Below are 2,318 nucleotides of genomic sequence, written 5' to 3' on the forward strand. Positions count from 1 at the left end.
ACGCGAAGGTGGACGCCGCGTCGCCAGCCGCCGGCGAACTGGTCCACGCCGTACGGGAAGTGCCGGCGCCGGGAAGGACGGTGCTGGTGGGCGGGGAGGCGGCCCGTTTCACCGACACCACGAGCACTCTGCGCGGCGCGCTCGGCCCCTCGGCGGCGTGGGCGCTGGCCTGCATGGCAGGTCTGCTGCTCCTGTTCACCCGCAGTGTCCTGGTCCCGGCAAAGGCGATCGTGGTGGGAGCGCTCAGCCTGAGCGCCTCGGCAGGTGTGGTCGTCCTGGTCTTCCAGGACGGCGTCCTCGCGCCTCTGGTGGGGATGGGGTCCAGAACGGGGCCGGTGGACGCCTGCATGCTCCTGCTCGCCCTGTACGTGGCCTTCGCCCTGTCCATGGACTACGAGATGTTCCTCCTCTCGCACGTCCAGGAGGAATACCTCCTGGGGGCCGGCAACCGTGCCGCGGTCGAGAAGGGAGTCGAGCAGACCGGACGGCTGGTCACGACCGCCGCGCTGGCCCTCGCCGTGTCGGTGGGCGCGCTCACCACCTCGTCCGTCAGCCTGCTCAAGATTCTCGGTTTCGCCCTCGCTCTCGCCGTACTCATCGATGCCACCCTGGTGCGCGCCGTCCTGGTACCCGCCTCCATGTGCCTGGCAGGCAAGGCGAACTGGTGGGCCCCCGCACCCCTGCAGCGTGTACTCACCGCTCTGGACCTCCACGGCCACAACCCCAAGGGCGGCAGCGGAGACGAAGGCAAGAGACTTCCGGCCGACGACGGCACACCCGGGTCGGCCCGGTTTGCAGCACCAGGGCCAGCCCAGGGTACCGCTGCAGGTACGAGGGCCGACGGCCCTCGATCCAACTGCCCGCGGACCCGGTCTGATCTCTGAATGACCATAGACCGGAGGTAGTTACCGTACGGAGTCAGTGCGCACAGATTCTTGGAATTGCGCATCCGGTGCGCGTCTCACGGGTACGGTGCGCACCGGATCGCGGAACCTACCAGCAGGTCCCCTTTCTCAGGGACTCCAGGTGCTTGCCGTGGTTCCAGGCGAACCGGCGGGCCTGCAGCTCCATGGCCGGATACTCGGGCTGGGCCGTCATCTGCTCCGCATGCTTGCGGTAGTGGTAGACCACGGTCGGCAGCAGAGCACCGCGGGCTGCGCCGGTGACGCCGACGAGATAGGCGTAGTCCTCCCCTTGAGGCAGGGCGGCGTAGCCACCGCTCGCACGGACAATCTCGGTGCGAGCCAGGAGCGTCGTCGGTCCGATGGGGATGGTCGAGTCGGGGGTGGCCCAGTGGTGCCAGACGTCGCCAGGTGCATGGAATCCGGGTGGAGTTGAGCAGCGCCAGGTGGTGATCGAACGGTCGGGGTGAAGGTCTGCAGACCAGCCTGCACACCAGCCCAGCTCGTGCTTCTGTGCGTAGCGGAGGCGCATGGACAACGATTTCGCGGGGAGTACGTCGTCATCGTCAGACGTTGTGAGCCAGTCGGCGGTCACCTCGTTCACGGCGAAGTTGCGCGCAGCGCCGGCTCCCACCGGTCGCGGAAGCGCGACGACCTTCACACGGGCGTCCGTGCGCAGGACTTCGGGGACACCCTCCTTGGGCACGCCGTCGAGGGCCAGGATCCATTCCCAGCTCACGTCCTGGTCGCGCAGGCTCGCATAGAGCTCCAGCAGGTACGCGATGCGGTCCGGGTGCAGCCGGGTAGGGGTGACGACGGCAACCTCGGCGTGAGGCGCGGAATGCACAGGAGATCTACCCTTCAGTGACTCGGTGGTTCGTGTGGCGTTCGACAACTGGGCTTCAGCCACACCCGATTGAGTGGAACGGAGCCCGGTCGGGGCCGCCGTCGCGTGCATGTCCGCTATGTTCAACCCCAGGTCACTGGCCACAGAGCGCCTCCGTCGGCCGGAAAACGTCCGGGTGAAGGTCCACGCTCCACCCGGCGCACCAGCCGACACCGGTCGATTCCAGGGTGGACAGCCGTGCGGCCATGGCGTCGTCGGTGAACTCGTCGTCATCGTCCGCCCAGTTCATGTACTTGGTGCGGACGTGGGTGAGCGCGAGGTTGCGGGCGCAGGCGGCGCCGACCGGGCGGGGCAGTGCGAGTGCGCGGATGCGCGGGTCGGCCGCGAGAGGGCCGGGCAGCCGGTTCGGGTCGGCGCCGTCGAGGGCGATCACTGCCTCCCAGGGCACGGACTGCCGGGTGAGGCTGGTGTGCATGGCGGCCAGGTAGTCCAGGCGGTCTTCACGCAGGCGGGTGGCGATGACGACCGTGATGAGGGGGGTGGGCAGGGCAGACTCCGGTAAGCAGGGC

At 68.6% G+C, this 2,318-nt stretch carries 2 protein-coding genes and 1 pseudogene; 1 reads left to right on the top strand and 2 read right to left on the bottom strand.

Annotated features, from left to right (window positions below; genetic code table 11):
- Positions 1 to 884, top strand: an 884-nt coding sequence (locus CCN56_RS40775) for an MMPL family transporter (protein ID WP_179200173.1), incomplete at its 5' end; no start/stop codon positions are given.
- Positions 885 to 993: 109 nt separating this feature from the next.
- Here the strand turns inward: CCN56_RS40775 and CCN56_RS40780 are convergent.
- The gene (locus CCN56_RS40780) at positions 994 to 1,860 is read right to left on the bottom strand and encodes a glycosyltransferase (protein WP_086832560.1); all 867 of its coding nucleotides are present in this window, start codon (positions 1,858 to 1,860) and stop codon (positions 994 to 996) included.
- A gap of 58 nt (positions 1,861 to 1,918) precedes the next feature.
- A pseudogene (locus tag CCN56_RS40785) lies at positions 1,919 to 2,224 on the bottom strand (glycosyltransferase); the annotation flags it as partial.
- Positions 2,225 to 2,318 lie beyond the last annotated feature (94 nt).

The sequence above is a fragment of the Streptomyces sp. NRRL B-24572 genome (assembly GCF_002156145.1).
Lineage (GTDB): Bacteria > Actinomycetota > Actinomycetes > Streptomycetales > Streptomycetaceae > Streptomyces > Streptomyces vietnamensis.